The organism is Lysobacter sp. N42 (assembly GCF_004344885.1).
In genome coordinates this window covers 17,874-38,943 of sequence record NZ_SKFB01000032.1, presented here as the reverse complement: position 1 = coordinate 38,943, position 21,070 = coordinate 17,874, and the positions used below count along the sequence as shown (strand labels likewise).

18 protein-coding genes are annotated in these 21,070 nt (G+C 73.0%); 14 read left to right on the top strand and 4 right to left on the bottom strand.

What is annotated here, in order from left to right:
• On the top strand, positions 1-1,101 hold a 1,101-nt coding region (locus tag EYQ95_RS26435), incomplete at its 5' end, for an acetate kinase (RefSeq protein WP_207916591.1).
• A gap of 9 nt (positions 1,102-1,110) precedes the next feature.
• On the opposite strand, the gene EYQ95_RS21460 is transcribed toward EYQ95_RS26435, so the two are convergent.
• Positions 1,111-3,867 (bottom strand): PAS domain-containing protein, encoded by a 2,757-nt coding sequence (locus tag EYQ95_RS21460; protein WP_132330367.1) that lies wholly within the window; start codon positions 3,865-3,867, stop codon positions 1,111-1,113.
• A gap of 123 nt (positions 3,868-3,990) precedes the next feature.
• Here EYQ95_RS21460 and EYQ95_RS21455 point away from each other — a divergent pair, with 123 nt between their 5' ends.
• The 4 genes from EYQ95_RS21455 to EYQ95_RS21440 all read left to right on the top strand — a co-directional run bounded on the left by EYQ95_RS21455 (position 3,991) and on the right by EYQ95_RS21440 (position 8,401).
• Complete coding sequence (locus EYQ95_RS21455) at positions 3,991-4,470, top strand: SRPBCC family protein (protein WP_132330365.1); 480 nt, start codon at positions 3,991-3,993, stop codon at positions 4,468-4,470.
• Positions 4,467-5,327, top strand: coding sequence for a sterol desaturase family protein (locus EYQ95_RS21450; protein ID WP_132330363.1), 861 nt, complete (start codon positions 4,467-4,469; stop codon positions 5,325-5,327). Before EYQ95_RS21455 ends, EYQ95_RS21450 begins: the two co-directional genes overlap by 4 nt.
• A gap of 82 nt (positions 5,328-5,409) precedes the next feature.
• Entirely contained in the window at positions 5,410-5,790 is a 381-nt protein-coding gene (locus tag EYQ95_RS21445; protein WP_132330361.1) for a response regulator, read from the top strand.
• Between the two features lie 340 nt (positions 5,791-6,130).
• Complete coding sequence (locus EYQ95_RS21440) at positions 6,131-8,401, top strand: TonB-dependent siderophore receptor (protein WP_132330359.1); 2,271 nt, start codon at positions 6,131-6,133, stop codon at positions 8,399-8,401.
• A gap of 195 nt (positions 8,402-8,596) precedes the next feature.
• Here EYQ95_RS21440 and EYQ95_RS21435 read toward each other — a convergent pair whose 3' ends face one another.
• Positions 8,597-9,889: an alkaline phosphatase gene (locus EYQ95_RS21435; protein WP_132330357.1), complete on the bottom strand. Its 1,293-nt coding sequence runs from the start codon at positions 9,887-9,889 to the stop codon at positions 8,597-8,599.
• A 192-nt stretch (positions 9,890-10,081) separates the two neighbouring features.
• Between EYQ95_RS21435 and EYQ95_RS21430 the strand changes: the two genes are divergently transcribed.
• The 7 genes from EYQ95_RS21430 (at position 10,082) to EYQ95_RS21395 (ending at position 16,770) form a co-directional block, all read left to right on the top strand.
• Positions 10,082-10,267, top strand: coding sequence for a hypothetical protein (locus EYQ95_RS21430; RefSeq protein WP_132330355.1), 186 nt, complete (start codon positions 10,082-10,084; stop codon positions 10,265-10,267).
• 56 nt (positions 10,268-10,323) lie between these two features.
• A complete protein-coding gene (locus tag EYQ95_RS21425; RefSeq protein ID WP_132330353.1) occupies positions 10,324-10,770 on the top strand; it encodes a hotdog fold thioesterase in 447 nt (148 codons plus the stop codon).
• Between the two features lie 117 nt (positions 10,771-10,887).
• Complete coding sequence (locus EYQ95_RS21415) at positions 10,888-11,697, top strand: 1-acyl-sn-glycerol-3-phosphate acyltransferase (protein WP_132330351.1); 810 nt, start codon at positions 10,888-10,890, stop codon at positions 11,695-11,697.
• Between the two features lie 2 nt (positions 11,698-11,699).
• Entirely contained in the window at positions 11,700-12,683 is a 984-nt protein-coding gene (locus EYQ95_RS21410; RefSeq protein ID WP_243700028.1) for a YheT family hydrolase, read from the top strand.
• Positions 12,684-12,747: 64 nt separating this feature from the next.
• A complete protein-coding gene (locus EYQ95_RS21405) occupies positions 12,748-14,817 on the top strand; it encodes a tetratricopeptide repeat protein (RefSeq protein ID WP_132330349.1) in 2,070 nt (689 codons plus the stop codon).
• An 82-nt stretch (positions 14,818-14,899) separates the two neighbouring features.
• Positions 14,900-15,526 carry a YbhB/YbcL family Raf kinase inhibitor-like protein gene (locus tag EYQ95_RS21400; RefSeq protein WP_132330347.1) on the top strand — a complete coding sequence of 209 codons (627 nt, stop codon included), beginning with the start codon at positions 14,900-14,902 and terminating at the stop codon, positions 15,524-15,526.
• 89 nt (positions 15,527-15,615) lie between these two features.
• Entirely contained in the window at positions 15,616-16,770 is a 1,155-nt protein-coding gene (locus tag EYQ95_RS21395; RefSeq protein WP_132330345.1) for a hypothetical protein, read from the top strand.
• A gap of 11 nt (positions 16,771-16,781) precedes the next feature.
• Here the strand turns inward: EYQ95_RS21395 and EYQ95_RS21390 are convergent, their stop codons facing one another.
• Positions 16,782-17,630 carry an undecaprenyl-diphosphate phosphatase gene (locus EYQ95_RS21390; RefSeq protein ID WP_132330343.1) on the bottom strand — a complete coding sequence of 283 codons (849 nt, stop codon included), beginning with the start codon at positions 17,628-17,630 and terminating at the stop codon, positions 16,782-16,784.
• 234 nt (positions 17,631-17,864) lie between these two features.
• Here EYQ95_RS21390 and glnA point away from each other — a divergent pair, with 234 nt between their 5' ends.
• Together glnA and EYQ95_RS21380 are read left to right on the top strand one after the other, a co-directional pair.
• On the top strand, positions 17,865-19,274 hold the full coding sequence (gene glnA / locus EYQ95_RS21385; RefSeq protein ID WP_132330341.1) for a type I glutamate--ammonia ligase: 1,410 nt from the start codon (positions 17,865-17,867) through the stop codon (positions 19,272-19,274).
• A gap of 106 nt (positions 19,275-19,380) precedes the next feature.
• On the top strand, positions 19,381-19,881 hold the full coding sequence (locus EYQ95_RS21380) for a GNAT family N-acetyltransferase (RefSeq protein ID WP_132330339.1): 501 nt from the start codon (positions 19,381-19,383) through the stop codon (positions 19,879-19,881).
• A gap of 231 nt (positions 19,882-20,112) precedes the next feature.
• Here EYQ95_RS21380 and EYQ95_RS21375 read toward each other — a convergent pair whose 3' ends face one another.
• Positions 20,113-20,673, bottom strand: coding sequence for a porin family protein (locus tag EYQ95_RS21375; RefSeq protein WP_132330337.1), 561 nt, complete (start codon positions 20,671-20,673; stop codon positions 20,113-20,115).
• Positions 20,674-21,070: the final 397 nt, after the last annotated feature.

Genomic DNA, 21,070 nt, shown 5'->3' with positions numbered 1-21,070 from the left:
GCCACGCCCCCGTCCGAGCCCGCCTCCCCCGGCACGCCCGGCGCCGCCGTGCAGGCCGCCATCGGCGCGGCGGCGGCGCAGGACGCGCGGCAGCCCGTCGGCCAGGCGCCCGAGGAGGCCACGCGGCCGCAGGTGGCCCAGATCTTCCAGCAGCCCGGCGTGCTCACGCCCCGCGGCACCTTCGTGCTCGAGCCGTCCGTGCAGCTGGGCTATTCGTCCACCGAGCGCGTCGCGCTGGTGGGCTACACGGTGATCCCGGCCATCCTCATCGGCCTGATCGACGTGCGCCAGGTGAAGACGACCACCACCACCGCGATCCTCGCCGCGCGCTACGGCCTGACCAACCGCCTCGAGCTCGAGGCGCGCGTGCCCTACGTGCACATCAGCTCCGACACGGTGAGCCGCGAGATCTTCACCGGCAGCGCGCAGGACAAGGTGTTCAACGCCTCGGGCAAGGGCCTGGGCGACGTGGAGGTGACCGCGCGTTACCAGATCAACCAGGGCGGCATCGACAAGCCGTTCTACGTGGGCTGGCTGCGCTACAAGTCGCGCACCGGCAAGGACCCGTTCGAGGTGGTCACCGACTGCGTGACGCGCTGCGTGGCCAATGCCACGGGCACCGGCCTGCCGCTGGAACTGCCGACCGGCAGCGGCTTCGAGGCGCTGCAGGCCGGCGTGACCTGGCTGTTCGCCTCCGACCCGGTGGTGTTCTTCGGCAGCTTGAGCTACCTGCACAACTTCGAGCGCAGCGGCGTCGCGCGCACGGTGCTCACCGGCGCGCCCGAGCCCAATCCGCAGACCACCACCGAACCGATCGGCGACATCAAGGCCGGCGACATCGTGGGCTTCAACCTCGGCATGGGCCTGGCGCTGAACGAGAAGGCCTCGATCAGCATCGGCTACGACCACTCGCTGATCGGCGAGACCGAGCAGAACGGCGAGGACCTGCCCGGCGCGGTGCGCGTGCAGCTGGGCACGCTGCTGCTGGGCGCCTCCTACCGCTTCAACCCGCGCGTGAGCCTGAACGTGTCGCTGGGCGTGGGCGTGACCCGCGACACGCCGGACACCACGGTGATGGTGCGGGTGCCGATCGCCTTCTGAGCGCGTGTCTCAAGCGCCGCCGCTGCGGCGGCGCAGTGCGTCCAGGAGTTCCAGTCCGTCCACCGGCTTCACGAAGTGCGCGTCGAAACCGGCCTCGCGGCTGGCGCGCCGGTCCTCCTCGCGGCCGTAGCCCGACAGGGCCAGCAGCAGCGGACGTGCGCCGCCGGGCAGGGCGCGCAGGCGACGCGCGAGCTCCAGCCCGTTCATCCCCGGCAGGCCGATGTCGAGGATGAAGGCGTCCACGCCGTCCGGGCCGACGGCGGACAGCAGCGTTTCTGCCGAGGCGTGCGTGGCCACGCGGTGGCCCGAGGAGGCCAGCAGCAGCGCGAGCGTATCGGCCGCATCGTGGTTGTCGTCCACCACCACGACCGACAGGCCGGCGCCCTGCGCTACGGCCGGCCCGTCGCTGCGCGCGCCCGGCACCGCGGGGGCTGCCGGCGGCAGCTCGACGGTGAAGCAGGCGCCGCAGCCGACTCCGTCGCTGGTCGCCTCCACGCGCCCGCCATGCAGTTCCACCAGGCCGCGCACCAGCGCCAGGCCGATGCCCAGCCCGCCCTGCGCGCGGTCGAGCGTGCGCGTGCCCTGGGTGAACAGCTCGAACACGTGCGGCAGCAGGTCGGGCTCGATGCCCGGGCCGTCGTCGCAGACGCCGATGCGCAGGCGGCCCCCGGCCAGGTGCGCGTCGACCTCCACCCGCCCGGCCGGCGGCGTGTACTTCACCGCGTTGTTGAGCAGGTTGGCCACCACCTGGGTCAGCCGCGTGCGATCGCCGTCGACCCACAGCGGGCCGGCCTCCACGCGCACCGCCAGCGAATGGGCGCGGGCCTCGGCCAGCGGCCGCACCTGCTCGACCGCCGCGCGCACCGCCTCGCGCAGGTCGAAGACCTCGCGCGTGAGCTCCACCTGCCCGCGGGTGACGCGCGAGACGTCCAGCAGGTCATCCACCAGGTTGGTCATGTGCCCGACCTGGCGTGCGATCACCCGGCCGGCTTCACGCATGCGCGCCGGCGACGTGCCGGGCAGGGCAATGACCTCCGCGGCGGTCCGGATCGGCGCCAGCGGATTGCGCAGCTCGTGCGCGAGCATGGCCAGGAACTCGTCCTTGCGGCGGTCGGCCTGGCGCAGCGCCGCCTCGCTCTGCTCCAGCGCCGCACGCGCGAGCTTCTGCCCGTGGATGTCGGTGCAGGTGCCCATCCACCGGATCACGCGGCCCTCGGCATCGCGCACCGGCAGGCCGCGGCCCAGCACCCAGCGGTACTCGCCGCTGTGGTGGCGCATGCGGTATTCGATCTCGTAGAGCTCGCCGGTGGCCGCGCAGTGCGCCCAGTGCGCGGCGGCGCGCGCGCGGTCATCGGGGTGCAGCGATTCCACCCAGGCGAAGCCGTCGCAGGCCCCGTCCGGCAGGCCGGTGAAGGCGTACCACTGGCGGTTGAAATAGTCCGCCCAGCCGTCCGCGCGCGTGGACCAGACCATCTGCGGCATGGCGTCGGCGATGGTGCGAAAGCGCGCCTCGCTCTCCCGCAGGCGTGCCTCGGCGGCCACGCGGTCGCTGATGTCGACCTGCGCGACCACGCCGCCGGTGACCTCGCCGGCCACGTCCTCGCCGGCCAGCGCGCGCGCCAGGCCCCAGTCCTGCGCGGCCAGCCGCTGGCCGTGGCGCGGCGAGCCGTCGGCCCACCAGGCACGCCAGTAGTCGTACTCCTCCACCGGCTTGGCCAGCGGGAACGCGCCCCAGAGGTCGTAGTTGGCCTGGTTGACCAGCTGCAGGCGGCCATCCGGCCCGGCGTAACCGATGCCCACCGGCGCGGCCTGCAGCAGGGCGCCCAGGCGCGCGCGGTCGGCCTCGGCCTCGAGCGCGGCGGCGCTGGCGGCCTCGGTGATCGCGCGCAGCTCCTCCTCGGTATGGAACTGGGCGGTCACGTCGGCGCCCTGCACGAAGATGCCGGTGATCGCGCCCGCGGCATCGCGCACGGGCTGGTAGAGGAAGTCGAGGTAGCGGCGCTGCACGTCGCCGTGGTCGTCGGCCAGGTCGATGGGCACGCGCGAGCCCACGTAGCGCTCGCCGCTGGCGTACACGTGGTCGAGCAGCGCGATGAAGCCCTGGCCCACGGTTTCCGGCAGGGCCCGCGCGACAGGCTGGCCGAGCACGTCGCGACCGCCCACCAGCCGCATGTAGGCGGCGTTGGCCAGCGTGAACACGTGGTCCGGGCCGCTGAGCAGGGCGACGAAGCCCGGCGCCTGCTCGAACATCGCGCGCAGGCGGTCGAGTTCCTGCGCCCGCGTGCGTTCGGCGAGCACGGTCGCGGTGGTCTCGTGGAAGCTGCAGTGGAAGCCCAGCACGGCGCCGTCGTCGCCCTCGACGGGCGTATAGGCGAAGGAGATCCACACCTGCTCGCGGTGGTCGCCGCGGTCGAGCAGCCAGGGGTGGTCCTCGTGGCGGGAGGCCTCGCCCGCGTAGGTGCGGCGCACGATGGGCTCCACGCCGTCCCAGATGTCCGGCCACACCTCGGCGAAGCGCATCCCGAAGGCGGCGGGATGGCGCCCGCCCAGCACCGGGATGTAGCCGTCGTTGTAGAGCAGGACCTGCTCGGGCCCCCAGACCAGGTGCTGCGGGGCCTTCGAGCGCAGCATCAGCCCCACCAGCGTCTTCAGCTGCGCCGGCCACTGCGCGCGCGGGCCCAGCGGCGTGGCCGACCAGTCGCGCTGCGCCAGCAGCGGGGCGGTCCGCGGATTCGCGTCGGTGGAGGAGGGGGGCGACGCGGGCATCGGCAACGTCCTGGCGATCCGTCGCGGCGCGGCGGGAGGCCGATCATACGGAGCGCCCCGGCGCGCCCGCGAGGACCCGTCGCCGTCTCGACACGGGCCTGGCGCGCGGTCCAGACTCGCGGCATGCACCTGGACTGCCACGCGCACCGCGTCATGCCCTGCACGGCGGCGCAGGCCTTCGCGCTGGCGGTCGACACCGAACGCTTCCCGCGCTTCTTCACCGGCTGCGGGCCGATCCCCGCGGTGCGCGCGGTGGAGCCCGACGGCCCGCCGCGGGTGGGCGCCACGCGGCGCGTGCGCAATGCCGACGGCTCGGTGCTCACCGAAACCGTCACCGCCTTCGCCGCGCCGCACCGGCACGCCTACCGGCTCGCCGGCCTGCGCCCGCCGTTCGCCTGGCTGGTGCGCGAAGCCGCGGCCGACTGGCGCATCGACGCCGCCGCCGACGGCGCGCGCGTGGCCTGGAGCTACCGCTTCGAGCTCACCCACCCGCTGGCCGCGCCGCTGGCGCGCCCGCTGCTGGGCTTCATGGCGCGCGCCATGCAGCGCTGCCTGGACGCGATGGCGCGCGAACTCGCCGCGCCCGTGCAGGGGCGGCCATGAGCGAATGGATCCTGCTCGCGCTGGCCCCGGTGTTCCTGGCCTTCGTCGCGCTGGAGGCCTGGTACTGGCGGGGCCGGCGCGCGGTCTACAGCTGGCGCGACACGCTGTCGAACGCCAGCCTGGCGCTGATGCACCAGGGCGCCGACGCGCTGGCCGGCGTGGCGGTCATCGCCGTGTATGCCTGGGTGCACCGCTACCGCCTGTTCGACCTGCCGGCCTCGGCCTGGACCATCGCCGCGCTGTTCGTCGCGCAGGACTTCTTCTACTACCTCTTCCACCGCGCCAGCCACCGCATCCGCTGGCTCTGGGCCTCGCACGTGGTGCACCACTCCTCCGAGCGGCTCAACCTCTCCACCGCCTTCCGCCAGAGCCTGACCTACCCCATCTCGGGCATGTGGCTGTTCTGGCTGCCGCTGGCATGGATCGGCTTCGACCCGAAGCACGTGGTGGCGGTGGTGGCCATCAACCTGGCCTTCCAGTTCTTCGTGCACACCGAGGCGGTGGGCCGGCTGGGCTGGCTGGAGAATGTCTTCAACACGCCCTCGCACCACCGCGTCCACCACGCGCGCAACGCCCAGTACATCGACCGCAACTTCGCCGGCGTGCTCATCGTCTGGGACAGGCTGTTCGGCACCTACGTCGAGGAGGACCCGGCGGTGCCCTGCGAGTACGGCATCGTCAAGCCCATCCGCACGCACAACCCGATCCGGCTCACCTTCCACGAATGGGCCGACATGCTGCGCGACGCCGTCCGCCCGCAGCCCTGGCGCGCGCGCCTGGGCCAGCTGTTCGGGCCCCCCGAGCGCGCGCACTCGCAGGCGCCCGCGGCCCCGGACGGCGCGGGCCGGGTGGGCTGAGCGCCGGCGGCGCAGGCCGCGGAACTGCGACGGCGCGCACATCCCGCTACCATCGCGCACCCCCCGCCCGCCGCCGCGCCCCATGCCCGACGTCCTGATCGTCGACGACAACCCGACCATCCGCGAGATGCTCGAGGACCTGTTGCTGGTCAACGGCTACGACGTGGACGTGGCCGAGCACGGCCGCGCCGCGCTGGACCTGCTCGAGGCCGGCCGCGTGCCCTGCGTGATCCTGCTGGACCTGCGCATGCCGGTGATGGACGGGGCCGGGCTGCTCGAGCACCTGCGCGCCTCGCCGCACGCACGGGTGCCGGTGGTGGTGCGCAGCTCCCTGGTCGACGAGGCCGGCCAGGCCGACGACCTCGCCGCGCGCTACGGCTGCGAGGTGATCGGCAAGGGCGCGGGCGTACTGCCCGTGCTGGAGGCGGTAGCGCGGCATTGCGGGCGGACGGCGCTGACCTGAGGAAGCGAAGCCGGCGCCGGGGCGGTGATCGCCACGCGCGACCGGGTACATCCGGCTGCCCTTCGCGCGCGGACGCCCGGATGCGGCGGGCGCCATTGCAGACCCTGCGCCCGGCGGCCGGTGCAGGCCGCCGGATGGCGACGGAAGCGGCGACACGGTGCACGCACCCCCACCGGCAGACGAACGCGCGCGCATTGCGGTGCGCGTCGCATGCATCGCCGACGCGAACGGTCCGCCCATGGCCGTGACGCGGGCCGCTGTCCGCGCACTGCAATACGCGCGTCACCGGATCGCCATGCGGCGCCCCTAGAAAGGCCGCTTTCACCTCGGGGACAGCCTCATGCACCGGACCACCCTGGCCCGCGCCCTGTCGCGCGTGCTCGCCGCGTCCATCGCCATCGCGCCGGCGGCCTTCGCGCAGCCCGTGGACGCAGCGCCGGCCGACGAACTCGACCGCGTGGTCGTCACCGGCGAGATCGTCTATCGCGACCGCACCGAGGCCACCGCGCCGGTGCTGTCCTACGACCTCGAATACTTCCAGCGCTTCGAGCCGCTCACCGTGGGCGACATGCTCAAGCGCGTGCCCTCGGTCACCTTCATCTCCGACGTGCTCGAGTACGACGGCGTGCGCCTGCGCGGGCTCGACCCGGGCTATACGCAGATCCTCGTCAACGGCAAGCGCGTGCCGGGCGCGGGCTTCGACCGCACCTTCTTCGTGGACCGCATTCCCGCCGAGCTCGTCGAGCGCATCGAGATCGTGCGCTCGGCCTCGGCCGACCGCAGCGGCGACGCGGTGGCCGGCGCGCTCAACATCGTGCTGCGCGATGGCATGACGCTCGACGGCGGCTACCTGCGCGCGGGCCTGCAGTCCTTCACCGACGGCGAGGTCGAGCCCACCTTCGGTGCGTTCTGGGGCGGGGAGGCCCTGGGCGGCCACCTGCTGCTGGGCGCCAACGTGCAGGGCCGCCGCAACCCCAAGAGCAAGCTGAGCCAGCGCTTCGATGCACCGGGTGGCACGCTCGACAACATCGAAGTGCAGAGCGACGTGCGCTCGGGCAAGGACTATGCCTTCAACGCCGACTACCGCCTGGCCATCGGCGAGGCCGAGCTGAACCTGCACGGCCTGTTCGTGCGCACCGACCGCCTGCAGGACGAGGACTCCATCGAGTACCGCGCCGGCGTGCGCGACGACGCCAACCTGCTGACGATCAACGACAACGACCTCGACATCCTCACCGACAACTACGCCGTCGGCCTCGGGCTGGAGGTGCCGATGGCGGGCGGCCGCACCGCGATCCGCTACGACCATGCCGGGCTCGCGGACGAGCAGGACGAGTTCGAGAACGAGACCGAATACCTGCGCGACGCCATCGCCTTTCCCGAGGATGACCGCTTCACCCGCGACGTCAGCCGCGTGGCCATCGAGGACCGCGACGACACGCTGGAGGTGCGCCACGACCGCGCGCTGGGCGGCATGGACCTCGCGTTCGGCGTGCAGGCCACGCGCAAGTCGCGCGTCACCGACATCGCCGCCGCGCCGCGCTACCGCGTGACCATTCCGAACGCGCCCGCCCCGCGCCCGGCCATCCCGGGGCCCGTGCAGGCGCTGGCGCCCGTGCCCGGCGGCGACAGCACGCTGCGCGAGGATCGCCTCGAACCCTTCGTGAAGTTCGAGGGTGGCGATCGGCTGGAGTGGGAAGCCGGCCTGCGCTACGAGCGCACCCGCACCCGGCTCGAAGACCGCACCGTGGCCGCCGCCGATCGCGAATCGCGCACGGGTTACGGCTACCTCCTGCCCAGCGCGCACCTGAAGTTCGCGCTGGACCAAGCCAACCGCATCACCGCCTCCGTCGCCCGCACCGTGCGCCGCCCCGGCTTCGACCAGCTCTCGCCGGCACTGCTCACCGGCGAACTGGGGGACAACGACTTCATCGGCAATCCCGACCTGCGCCCGGAGGACGCCTGGGGCGCCGACCTCGGCTTCGAGCGCCGCCTGGGCCGTCGCGGCGTGGCCGGCGTCAACCTGTTCTACCGCGACATCCGCGACCTCATCGAGATCGCCAACACGGGCGTCGAGGGCGACGAGGGCCCGGGCACGTTCGTGCTGCAGCCGCGCAATACCGGCGATGGCCGCGTCTGGGGCGCCGAGTTCGACCTCTCCACGCCCCTCACCCTGTTCGGGCTGGAAGGCACGGGCGTGTTCTTCAACTACACCTGGCTCGACAGCGAGGTCGAGGATTTCTTCGGCACCCGCCGCTTCAGCGACCAGTCGCGCTACGTCTACAACGTGGGCTTCATCCAGGAGCTGGCCGGCCCTGCGCTGTCGTTCGGCGCGACCTTCCGCAAGCAGGGCGACGCCTACGGGCGCATCGTCGGCGAGGAGGTGCGCACGTCCTACGACGGCGACCTGGAAGCCTTCGTCGAAAAGCGCTTCGGCGAGCAGTGGACGCTGCGCCTGACCGGCACCAACCTGCTGGACCAGTCCAAGGACGAGGTCTTCGACAAGTTCGCGACCATCGCCGACCAGATCGCGCGGGATTACGACGAGTACGAGCTGGAGAGCGAAACCGGCGGGCGCGCCTGGCAGCTGATCGTGCGCTACGCGTTCTGAGCCTGCGGCGACGGCGCCTGCCCGGCGCCGTCCCTGGGGATCAGGCAGCGACGCGCGACGCGCGCCGCAGGGGAAACGGGCACCGTGCGGTGCCCGTGTCGTTTCAGCCCGGACGGTCCGTGGAACCGTGCCATCGGCAGCGGCACGGCGCGCACGGAACGCAGGTCGCGCCGGGCGTCACTGGCGCCGACGCGGTCAGGGCAGCGTGCGGTCGAACAGGCCCAGGTACAGGGCACGGTAGATCGCGGTCGAATCGATCGTGCCCTGGATCAGCCGTGCGCCCGGCCCGATGCCGCGCGCCACGGTGCCGCCGGCGCTGTCGGAGTCGGAGGCCCAGGTGATGTAGAACGGCACGCGCACGCCGCGCGCGTCCGGCGCGGCCAGGAAGGGCTCGCCGTCGCGGCTGTCCAGCGGGGAACCCACCGCGGTGCGGGCCGGCAGCGGGCGCGGCAGGTCGGCGGGATCGTCGAGGTCGTCGGAGGTGGCGTTCATGCCGCCGTTGTCGGAGTCGGACGCTACCACCACGGTCAGTGCGGGGTTGCGCTGCGCTTCCTGCAGCGCGCGGCGGATCGCGCGGTCGGCGCCGGCCGCGGCCTCGAGCACCGCCGGCGCGTTGTTCTCGCCGGACAGGTTGTCGGTGGCTTCCTCGTTGCCGACGACCAGGTAGCCGCCCGGCGCGTCGCCGATACGGTCGAGGATGAAGTCCAGCATCTCGTCGAAGCGCGGGGCCTGCGGCTGGAACACCGGGCGGCCCTCGCGCGCCAGGGTGGCCTCGTCGCCTTCGTTGAAGGTCTCCTCGTGGGCGAACAGGCCGAGCACCTTGCGCGCGTCACGCGGCAGGCGGGCGAGCTCGTCGCGGGTGAACACCACGGCGTAGCCCGCCTTGCGCGCCTCGCGCACCAGGTCGCGCCCGTCCTCGCGCAGGCCGGGGCCGTGCCGGCCGGTGCGGCCCTTGGGCAGGAAGAAGCCCTCGCCGCCGCCGAGCGCGATGTCCGGGCGCGCCTGCAGGATCTGCGCGGCGATCGCGGCCTCGTCGTCGCGCTGGGCGACGGATGCGAGGAATGCGCCGGTGCCCGGCTCGGTGAGCGAGGAGGAGTTGAGCAGCGCCACCTTCTTGCCCGCGGCCTGGGCTTCGCGCATCAGGCTCATGCGCTGGCCCGAGGCCGCGGTGGGAACGGAGCCGCCGTCGAGCGAGCCGTAGCTGGCGAGCGCCGCGCGGATGCCGTAGGCATGCGTGGTGGCGCCCCCGTTGGACGAGGCGTTCACCGAATCGAGCATCGGCCCCACGTAGACCGCCGCGTTCGGCAGCGCGTCCCAGCCGAGCCGCCCGTCCGGCCCGACCTCGGACAGGCGCAGCGCGCTCCAGGTGTTGGCCCCCATGCCATCGGGGTGCAGGAAGATCGCACTGCGCGCGGGGTCGGCCGCCTGGGCGGCGGATGCGGCCAGTGCAAGCGCCGCGGCGAGGAACAACGGAGTCGAACGGGGCATCGGCAGTGTCCGGTGTCGAAACGCGCATTGCTACCGGGCCTGTATGACGCGCCGGTTAAGCGGCCGTGCGGCGGGCGGACGGAGCACGCAGGGACCAGGCCATCGGTGGGGTGACTTCCGGCCCATGGCGGCATCGCTCTGGTGTTGTACTTTACCAACACACCCACTCACCGCCGCTTCCAAGGAGCCGCCATGAACGCCCAGACCGCCATCCCGACCCGCGCCCAGGCCCCGGTCGTCGTCCCCTTCGAGACCGCCACCCGCCTCGTCCGTCGCGAGCGCGACTTCGGCGTCGGCTACGGCAAGAGCTCCGGCTACGCCACCACCCGCCGTTACGCCGCACAGTCCACCGCCCCGCGCTATTTCCGCTTCGCCTGAGGGTCGCCGCTTGACCCCGGTGCCGCCGGCAGGCGGAGAGCCGCTATCGTGACGCGATGACGTCCGACCACGCCTCCGCCTCGCCCTTCCGCGGCGCACCGTCCCTGGACGCGCTCAATGCGCTGTCCGAAGGGACCGCGATGCAGCCGCTGGGCATCGTGTTCACCGAAATCGGCGCCGACTTCCTGCGCGCCACCATGCCCGTCGACGCCCGCACGAAGCAGCCCTACGGCCTGCTGCACGGCGGCGCGTCCGTGCTGCTGGCCGAGACGCTGGGCAGCACCGCCGGCAACCTCTGCGTGCCCGAGGACCGCATCTGCGTGGGCATCGAGATCAACGCCAACCACCTGCGCGCCGTGCGCGACGGGGTGGTGACCGGCACCGCCCGCCCGCTGCACGTGGGCCGCGCCACGCAGGTCTGGGAGATCCGCATCGAGGACGCCCGCGGCCGGCTGGCCTGCGTCTCGCGCATCACGCTGGCGGTGGTGGACCGGCCGGGCTGACGCCGGCGGCGGCCCGCCTTGCACCTGCCGACCTCGCGGCGTCCGTGCGCGCGCCAGCGCGAGCCGCGTCATGCTGCAGCGCGCCAAACGGGGTCCTGCTCCGGTAGGCTTCCGCGCATGATCGCGCCGACGTCCTCCCCCGGCGCCGCCGCGCGCACGCCCGCCGCGCTGCGTGCGCCGCTCACCCTGCTGCGCCTGCCGCTGCTGCTCTGGCACGTGCTGGTGCACCTGCCCATCGTGCTGCTGCTGCTCATGCCGTTCACCCGCCACTGGCGCTGGCGCGGCGAGCCCTTCCAGCACCGCGTGATCCGCGGCTGGCAGGCCGGCCTGATGCGCGTGTTCGGCTTCCGCCTGCGCCGGCGGGGCACGCCCCTGCAGGGCCCGACCCTGTTCGTCGCCAACCACGTGGGCTGGGTCGACATCTCCATGCTGCACAGCCAGCGCATGATGGGCTTCGTGGCCAAGGACGAGATCTCGCGCTGGCCGCTGGTGGGCTGGCTGGCCGCACGCGGGCAGACGATCTTCCACCGCCGCGGCAGCACCGAATCGCTGGGCGGCGTGCTCAGCGAGATGATCCAGCGCCTGCAGCGTGGGCAGTCGGTGGGCGTGTTCCCTGAGGGCGGCACCCGCGGCGGCCACGAGGTCGGCCCCTTCCACGCGCGCATCTTCACCGCGGCGGTGGAGGCCGGCGTGCCGGTGCAGCCGGTGGCGCTGGTCTACGGCGAGCGTGGCCGGGCCCAGCAGGTGGTGGCCTTCGGCAGGCGCGAGAGCTTCGCGGCCAACTTCGTGCGGCTGCTCGGCGAGCCCGCCCGTACCGCCACCGTGCACTTCCTGGAGCCGATCAGGCCCGGCGAGGCCGACGGCCGCCGCCGGATGGCGGAGCTGGCGCGCGCGCGGATCGTCGAGGCCATCTCGCACGCGCCGTGAGCATCACCCGGCTCGACTTCAGCCCGCCGCGGGGCCTGCGCAGCCCGCACGCGCAGACCGTCCTCGGCTCCAGCCCGATGCGCCGGCGGCTGGGCTTTGCGCGCCTGTGCGCGCAGACCAGCGAGACCACCGCGCACGTGATCGACGCCGGCGAGGGCGTGCGCCTCTTGGGCATCCACGACCTGCCGGCCAGCGGCCCGCCCAGGGGCCTGGCGCTGCTGCTGCACGGCTGGGAGGGCAGCGCCGAGTCCAGCTACATGCGCCTGACCGCGGCCGAACTGCTCGCGCGCGGCTGGGCCACCTTCCGCCTCAACTTCCGCGATCACGGTGATACCCACCACCTCAACGAGGCGATCTTCCATTCCAACCGCATCGACGAGGTGGTGCGCGCGGCGACGGAGGTGGCGCGCCGTTTCCCCGCGCGCCGCTTCGTGGCCGCCGGCTACTCCCTCGGCGGCAACTTCACCCTGCGCCTGGCGCTGCGCGCACCCGCGGCCGGGCTGCGGCTCGACGCGGTCGCCGCGGTCTGCCCGGTGCTGGACCCTGCGCGCACCATGGACGCGATGGACCGGGGCGGCGGCCTGTACCGGCGCTATTTCGAGCGCAAGTGGCGCGCCTCGCTGGTCAAGAAGCGTGCGCTGTTCCCGCACCTGCTGCACCTGGACGACCGCGCCCTGCGCATGCGCCTGGGCCCGCTCACGCAGTGGCTGGTCGAACGCCATACCGAGTTCGGCACGCTGGCCAACTACTTCGACGGCTACACCATCGCCGGCGACCGCTTGGCCGCACTCGGCGTCGAGGCCCACATCCTCACCGCCGCCGACGATCCCGTGATTCCCGTCGACGACTTCCACCGCCTCCGGCTGCCCGACCACGCGCACCTGGAGATCACCGGGCTCGGCGGCCACTGCGGCTTCCTGCGCGACTGGCGCCTGTCCGGCCTGGCCGAGCAGTGGGTGGCCGAGCGCCTGACCGCGCACGGCTGAAGCCCGCGCCGCCGCTACAATCGCCGGCCTTGCGCCGCGCGGCGCCGATCTCCAGGAACGCCCCATGTACGACCCCGTCCTCGCGGCCCTGCGCCGTGGCGCCGCCGACGATGCGCTCGCGCTCGCCCGCGAGCTGGTGGACACGCGGCCGGACGATGCCGTCGCCCATCGCCTGCTCGCCCATGCCCAGCGCCTGTCCGGCGACGACGCCGCCGCGCTGGCCACCCTGGACGCCGCCCTGGAGCGCGCGCCCGAGGATGCCGACCTGCACCTGGAGCGCGCGGGCCTGCTGCTCCGGGCCCGCCAGCTCGACGAGGCCCAGGCCGCGCTGGCGCGCAGCGTGGGCCTGGACCCCAACCAGTTCCCCGCCTACGTGATGCAGGCGCAGCTGGCGCTGGGCCGGGGCGAACTGGACGAGGCCGAGCGCCTGGCGCGCACGGCCTCGCGCATCGCCCCGGACCACCCGCAGCTGGCGGCCGTGCAGGGCATGCTCGCGCTGCGCCGCGGGCGGCCCGACGAGGCGCTGTCCATCCTCTCGCAGGCCGCCACGCTCGCGCCCGACGAACCCATGCTGCGCCACGCCCTGGGCTTCGCCTACCTCGCCAAGGGCCACCTGGCCTTTGCCGAGCAGGCCTTCCGCGGCGTGCTCGAGCTCCATCCCGACAACACCGCCCTGCGCGCGCTGGTGGCCGACCTCGTGCGCCAGCAGGGTCGCCCGGGCGAGGCGGTGGACGAACTCGCCCCGCTGCTCGACGACCCCGCCACGCCGCCCACGCTGCACCGCCTGGCCGGCGAGCTGGAGCTGCGCGCCGAGCGCGTCGAGCGCGCCATCCCGCGCCTGAAGCATGCGCTGGCGCGCCTGCCGGGCGACCGCCGCACCCTCGCGGCGCTGATCGAGGCCTGGGAGCGGAGCGGCGACCGCGAGGACGCCCGCAGCACGCTCGATGCCGCGCTGGCCACCCATCCGCAGGCCGACGAGCTCTGGCTGGCGCGCCTGTCGGTGGAGCCGTTCGCCGGCGAGGAGGCCCGCGCCGTCATCGACCGCTGGCTCGTCGCCGTGCCCGACCACATTCCGGCGCTGCTGGCCCGCCTCACCGCGCTCGACGCCAGCGGCGACCGCGACGGCGCCGAGGCGGCGGCCCAGCGCATCGTCGAGCTCCAGCCCGGCCAGGCCCAGGCGGAGATGCGCCTGCTCGACGGCCTGATGCAGCGCGATCCCGATGCCGCGGTGGCGCGGGTGGAGTCGCTGCTGGCCCGCGCGCAGGATCCGCAGGTCAAGCGCGGGCTGCGCCAGCTGCTGGGCCATGCGCTGGACCGCGCCGGCCGCCTGGACGACGCGGTGGCGGCCTGGGCGGCGATCCAGGCCGAGGTCGCGCCCGAGCGCCTGCCGCTGCCGCCGATCAGCGGCTACCAGGGCCCGTGGCCGGAGGCCGCGCCGCTGCCCGACGGCGCGCACGCCGTGCTCTTCGTCTGGGGTGCGCCGGGCTCGCTGGTCGAGCGCATCGCGCAGACCTTCCAGCTCGGCGGCGCGCCCATGCTGGTCGACCGCCTGGGCCCGAACCCGCCGCAGGATCCGCTGCAGCGCTACGACACCGCCCAGCGCCTGGTCGACGGCAGCCTGGACGGGGCCTACCTCGTCGCCCAGTGGCGCGCCGCGCTGGGCGGCCGCGGCGTGCAGGGCGGAAACGCTTTCGACTGGCTGCCGGTCTGGGACAACGCCCTGCTACTGGCCCTGCGCCCGCACATGCCCGAGGCGGTGGCGATGATCGCCCTGCGCGATCCGCGCGACATGCTGCTGGACTGGCTGGCCTTCGGCGCGCCGGTGCCGCTGCGCATGGAGTCGCCGCTGGAGGCCGCGCAGTGGCTCGCGCGCAGCCTGGAGCAGGTGGCCGAGCTGGGCGAGCAGAACCTGTTCCCCCACCGCGTGGTGCGCCTGGACGGCATCGAGTCCGACCCGCGCGGCGTCGCGCAGGCGGTGGCCGATGCGCTGGGCATCTCGGTGCCCGTGCCGCCGGCGCAGGCCTTCGGGCCGCAGCGCCTGCCCAGCGGCCACTGGCAGCGCTTCGCCGGCGCGCTGGACGAGGCCTTCCAGGTGCTCGCCCCGGTCGCCGCGCGCCTGGGCTACACGGCCTGAGGCGCCCCCCGGCCGCCGGAGCGGTTCCGGCGGCCCGCGGCCATCGCGTACGCTCCCCCTGATCGGACACGAGGAGGAGCGCATGCGGCTTATCAGCGACAGCTTCGAGCACCGCCAGCGCCTGCCCGGCGAGTTCGCCGCCGGCGTGCGCAACGGCGACGGCGTGGGCTTCGGCCCCAACCGCAATCCCCACCTTCGCTGGGACGGGGTGCCCGCCGGCACGAAGTCCTTCGCGCTGCTGTGCATCGACCCCGACGTGCCCACGGTGGCGGAAATGGTCGGCAAGCCCGGCGTCGAGATCCCCGTCGACCAGCCGCGCTGCGACTTCGTGCACTGGGCCATGGCCGACATCCCCGCCGACGTGCGCGAGATCGCCGCCGGCAGCTGCAGCGACGGCGTCGTGCCGCACGGCAAGCGCGAACCGGCCGGCCCGCCCGGCAGCCGCCAGGGCCTGAACGACTACACCGGCTGGTTCGCCGGCAACGCCGACATGCAAGGCGACTGGCGCGGCTACGACGGCCCGTTCCCGCCGCCGAACGACCTGCGCCTGCACCGCTACTTCTTCCGCCTGTTCGCCCTCGACGTCGAGCGCCTGGAGCTGCCCGCGCGCTTCACCGCCGGCGACGTGCTGCGGGCCATGCAGGGCCACCGCCTGGCCGAGGCCCTGGTCTACGCCACGTACTCGCTGAATCCGGCCGTCAAGGACTGACGACGCTTGCCGTTAGTTGAATCACGGGGCGCCCTCGCGCCCCGTACCGGCCCGGGCATGGTCCAATCGGGTCACGGGCAGGAGGAGTGGTGGACGTGCGGCAGCGGGGTGTTTACGGCAGTGCGGGTTTGCGGCGGCTGGTGACGGCGGCGGGCCTGGCGCTGGTGCTCGCGGCCTGCGCACGCGGCGAGGCGCCGGTCGAGACCCCGCCGGTGACCCTGGGCGACGACACCGGACCGCGCGTCTACCGCGCCGAACTCCAGCCCCAGCCGCAGGACGACCTCGCCACCACCCGCTGGCCGCCCGCCCGCGTGGGCAGTGGGCATGCGCGCATCAGCTGCGAGCGCGACGACGCCACCGACGAGCCGCGCCGCCTGGATTCGCTGGAATTCTTCAGCCTGGTCGACGCGATGACGCCCTGCCAGGCCACCGGCCTGCTGCGCCTGCAGTACAGCGGGCGCGTGGACGACGGCTTCACCGCTCTGATCGAGCGCGTCTCGGCCATGGCCGAGCGCATGGACCTGCCCCAGCGCATCCTCGACATCGATTCGGCCGGCGGCCACGTCGAGGAGGCGGTCAAGGCCGGCGACGCGCTGGCCGCCGCGCGCTGGACCCTGCGCGTGCGCGAGGACGCGGTCTGCCACAGCGCCTGCGTGCTCGTGCTCGCCGCCGCCGACATGCGCGACGTCGAGGGCAGGGTCGGCGTCCACCGGCTCATGCGCGACCGGTCGAGTGCGACCTCGCGAGCCGAGCTCAACGACGAACTGCGCCAGGTCAACGCGCTGGTGCGCGAGTACTTCGAGCGCCATGGCGTGGCGCTCGCGGTGGCCGACCTGATGATGACCGTGCCCAACCGCCGCCTGCGCATGCTCACGCCGGAGGAACTGGAGACCTTCGGCCTGCAGGGGCGCAATGCGGCGCAGGACGACCTGGAGCGCATCGTCGCGCGCCGCGAGTGCGGCGAGGGCTTCGTGCGCCGCCGCGACCAGTTCCAGCGCCGCTTCGAGGAAACCTGCGCGGCCGACGAGCGCCGCTGGGAGGACGTCGTGCGCTGCGGCATCGAGCTGCGCGCGGCCTACGGCTTCCCGGATGCGAAGTGCCCCGACGGCACCCCGCTGGCCGATGCCGAACGCGTGCTCGACCTGGCCGCCGCGCGCGCCGAGCGCGAACGCGCGGCGCAGGCGGCCGCCAGCGACGAGGGCGAGGCGAGTAGCGGCCGCGCCGTGTCGGTGGCCGCGCCGTAAGGCGCGCACGATCAGTCGGCGGCGGGCACCAGCGCCAGCAGGGCCAGGCCCAGCACCGCGCGGTAGACGGCGAACACCGTGAAGCGGTGCGTCTGGATGTAGCGCAGCAGCCACTTGACCGCCGCGAAGGCGGTGATCGCCGACGCCACGAAGGCCACGCCCAGCGCGCTCCAGTCCTCGTGGGCGGCCTCGCCGGAGCCGACCACGTCCACCAGCTCGTAGGCGGCCGCCGCGAACATGGTCGGGATGCCGACCAGGAAGGCGAACTCGGTGGCCGCCGCACGCGAGGTGGTGCCGGCCAGCAGGGCGACGAAGATGGTGGCGGCCGAGCGCGACGTGCCGGGGAACACGCCCGCCACCACCTGCGCCACGCCGACCAGGATCGCCACGGTCCAGGTGATCGCCGCGCGCTCGCCGAGCACGGCGGCACGCCGCGCCGCCAGCTGCTCGGCCAGCACCATCCAGACCGCCCCGGCCAGCAGCGCCCAGGCGATCGGCGCCACCTCCGTGGGCAGCTCGAAGCCCAGCTTCTTCACCAGCACGCCCAGCACCGCGGTCACGCCGAAGGCGGCGGCCAGCCGGTAGGCGTACTCGCGCGGGGGCTGGCCGTAGACGCGGGCGTCGGCCATCGCCGCGGCATGGCCGGGGCGCAGGAAGGCCATCGCCAGCTGCCACAGGCGCTCGCGGTAGATCAGCACCACCGCGAGGATCGCGCCGGCCTGGATCGCGATGTTGAACAGGTCGGACCGGTGGCCCAGCCAGCGCTCGGCGATCAGCAGGTGGCCGGTGCTGGAGATCGGCAGGAATTCGGTGATGCCCTCGATGATGCCGAGGAGCAGGGCTTCGATCAGGTCGTGCATCGTCCGGTGCGGCCGGGAGGGCCCCGCATGGTACGGCGCGCGACGCGCCCGCGCAGGCCATCGGCCCCGGCGCGCACCGCCGTGGTGCGTCGGGCGCCCCGCACTGGTGCGGTCGCGGTGGTCGCCTCACGCAGGATCAGGCACTTGCGGTGGCCGGACACTTGGCATCGTCCTTGCTGAAGGCAACGCGTCGGCGCAGTCCCGCGCCATGCCCTGCCAGCCTCCGGAGCCGCCATGTCCATCGAGAACGTCGAAAAGCTCATCCGCGACCACAAAGTCGAATTCGTCGACCTGCGCTTTGCCGACATGCGCGGCGTGCAGCACCACGTCACCTTCCCGGCCTCGATCATCGAGCCCTCGCTGTTCGAGGACGGCAAGATGTTCGACGGCAGCTCCATCGTCGGCTGGCGCGGCATCCAGCAGTCGGACATGGTGCTGCTGCCCGACCCGGCCAGCGCCTTCCTCGACCCGTTCACCGCCGACCCCACGCTGGTGCTGGTCTGCGACATCCTCGATCCGACCACCATGCAGGGCTACACGCGCGATCCGCGCGGCATCGCCCGCCGCGCCGAAGCCTTCCTCAAGGCCTCGGGCATCGCCGACACCGCCTTCTTCGGCCCCGAGCCCGAGTTCTTCATCTTCGACTCGGTGCGCTTTGCCAACGAGATGGGCCATACCTTCTTCCACGTCGACTCGGAAGAGGCGCACTGGAACTCCGGCCGCGAGTACGTGGGCGGCAACACCGGCTACCGGCCGATGGTGAAGGGCGGCTACTTCCCCGTCGCCCCGCTGGACACGCTGCACGACATCCGCGCCGAGATGTGCAAGACGCTGCAGGCGATCGGCATCGAGGTGGAGGTGCACCACCACGAGGTGGCCAATGCCGGCCAGTGCGAGATCGGCACCAAGTTCAACACGCTGGTGGCCAAGGGCGACGAGCTGCTGGCCACCAAGTACGTGATCAAGAACGTCGCCCACCGCAACGGCAAGACCGCCACCTTCATGCCGAAACCGATCGTTGGCGACAACGGCAGCGGCATGCACGTGCACATGTCGCTGGCCAAGGGCGGCGTGAACCTGTTCAACGGCGACGGCTACGGCGGCCTCTCGCAGACCGCGCTCTGGTACATCGGCGGCATCTTCAAGCATGCGCGCGCGCTCAACGCGTTCTGCAACTCCACGACGAACTCGTACAAGCGCCTGGTGCCGGGCTATGAAGCGCCGGTGATGCTGGCGTACTCGGCGAGCAACCGCTCGGCATCGTGCCGCATCCCGTACGTGGCCAACCCCAAGGCGCGCCGCGTGGAGATCCGCTTCCCCGACCCGATGAACTCGGGCTACCTGATCTTCGCCGCGCTGATGATGGCCGGCCTGGACGGCATCAAGAACCAGATCGACCCGGGCGCGCCCAGCGACAAGGACCTCTACGACCTGCCGCCCGAGGAGGCCAAGGACATCCCGACCGTCTGCCATTCGCTGGACCAGGCGCTGGAAGCGCTGGACAAGGATCGTGACTTCCTCAAGGCCGGCGGCGTGTTCAGCGACGACTTCATCGACGCCTACATCCAGATGAAGATGAAGGAGGTCACCGCCTTCCGCGCGGCGACGCATCCGCTCGAGTACCAGCTGTACTACACCATCTGACCGATCGGCGGCCCGCGGCCGGAGCCCCGGGCCGCTCCGCTGGGGCACGTGGAACGCACGGCCTGCCGCACGGGCGGCCCCGCCCGGCACGACGCATCCGCATCCGATGGACATCCGCACCGGCCACCTCGACCATCCCGGCGTCGTCGCCCTGCTGCGCGAGCACCTGCATGCCCTCGGCCGGCTGACCCCGGCCGACTCCATGCATGCGCTCGGCATCGACCGGTTGAAGGCACCGGACATCACCTTCTGGTCCGCCTGGGACGGCGAGGCCGTCATCGGCTGCGCCGCGCTCAGGCATCTCGACGATGCGCATGGCGAACTCAAGTCCATGCGCACCTGCGCCCGCCACCTGCGGCGCGGCGTGGCCACGCGCCTGCTCGACACGGCGCTCGCCGAAGCCCGCCTGCGCGGCTACGCGCGGGTGAGCCTGGAGACCGGCGTCACCCGCGAGTTCGCCGCCGCGCATGCCCTCTACCGCCGGGCCGGCTTCCGCGAGTGCGGGCCGTTCGGGGCTTACCGCCACGATCCGCACAGCCTGTTCATGACGCTGGAAACCGGTGTCGTGCGCGAGGCTGCCGGCGCGACCGCCGTGGGCGTGAGCTGAGCGGCCGCAAGCGCGCACGCGATGCGATGTTGGACCGACTGCTCGCCGGCGAAGGCGCGCGCCGGGCCCGGGCCGCCGTAGCCGGCACGCCCGGTGCTTGTTCGACGGCCTGCCGCCCCTCGCGTGGCGTCCCGCATTCCGGGCCGCGCCGAACGCTGCCCGCACGGCGTCGGGCCGTAAACGAAAACGGCCGCCCGAAGGCGGCCGTTTTCGTGCAGCGATCGCGATGGCTCAGATGCGCAGCTCGAGGCCGAGCGTGAGCGTCCTGGCGGTCACGTCCAGGCCTTCGTCGCCGCCCTTGACCTGGTCGTAGTTCAGGCCCAGGCCGAAGCCGGGGCTGAAGTCGTAGCCCACGCCCACGCCGACGTACGGCTTGACGTCACCCGCGTCGGCCTCTTCCACGGACCCGTCGACATCCACCGTCGCCACGCCACGGGCGAAGCCGCCGCGGCCGCTGATGTAGAAGCCCTGCTGGTCGCCGCCGAAGTTCTTCTTGCCGACCACGCCCACGCCCACCGCGTGCAGCTTCAGGCTCGCGCTCTCGAAGCCGTCGTCGTAGCGCTGGCTGTAGTAGCGCGTGTAGAAGCCCTCGATCGCGACGTTCGGATTGAACCAGTACCCCCCGCGCACGCCGTAGGCGGTGTCCTCGTCCGAACCCCGGAAGCCGTCGAACTCGAACTCCACGTCGCTGCTGCCGGCTTCGAACCTGACGAAACCCTGCCCCTCGGCCATGGCGGGTGCGGAAAGGCTGGCAAGCGCCAGCCCGATGGCCAGCACGAAATGCTTCTTCACTGAATGTTTCCCCTGGAATGTATCGACAAAGGCCCGGACATGCGCGCGGGCGCCGGCACGTTAACACTCCGCCGCCGCCGGGCAACCGGGCCGGAACCGGGAAGTTTTCCGATGCCGCCCGGCGCGCCATCGCGCCCTTCGCATGCGGCGGGCGCGGGCGACCGCCAGCAGCCGGCGCCCTTCGGGAGGCCGGCGACGCACGGCCGGCCTTCCGCGTCGAACCCGCTGCCCCAGCGACCAACGCGGCCGCGCGGAACTCCCTGGCGCGGAAGTGGGAGGCCCGTCACGGATGCAGTCGGACGGGCGTCGTCATGTGATCGCGGTGTGAACGCGTCGTACACATTCGCGTTCCTATCCTCGCCTTCCATGCCCGTGGGGACGGGCGACTCGAGTATTT